Raw genomic sequence first — 386 nt, 5'->3', positions numbered from 1 at the left:
GTGGATATATTATCCACGCCTTTTTTATCAACCTTTTCCTTACAGCTGGCGTAATTCCTGCTTGATTTCAGTTTTGCCTTTTGTTTTTTCATCAATGTCTTTGATTTTTTTAGCTGGTGTGCCTGCAACGACAGTGTATGTCTCAACGTCGTTTACCACGATCGCTCCCGCAGCAACAACAGCTCCTTTACCTACTGTTACACCTTCAAGCACAACAGCATTTGCGCCGATTACGACGTCGTCTTCAATCACAACCGGTTTAGCGGATGGCGGCTCAATAACGCCCGCAAGTACAGAACCCGCGCCGATATGGCAGTTTTTTCCGACAGTAGCTCGTCCGCCAAGCACAACGTTCATATCAATCATTGTGCCTTCACCGATGACTG

General features: G+C 46.6%; 1 protein-coding gene. It reads right to left on the bottom strand.

Translation table 11 applies throughout. From position 1 onward, the window contains the following. Positions 1-39: 39 nt before the first annotated feature. On the bottom strand, positions 40-386 hold a 347-nt coding region (locus tag AY633_RS12275; protein WP_313903515.1), incomplete at its 5' end, for a DapH/DapD/GlmU-related protein.

This window comes from Planococcus maritimus, from assembly GCF_001592825.1.
Lineage (GTDB): Bacteria > Bacillota > Bacilli > Bacillales_A > Planococcaceae > Planococcus > Planococcus maritimus_C.
This window is presented reverse-complemented; position numbering and strand designations above follow the sequence as displayed.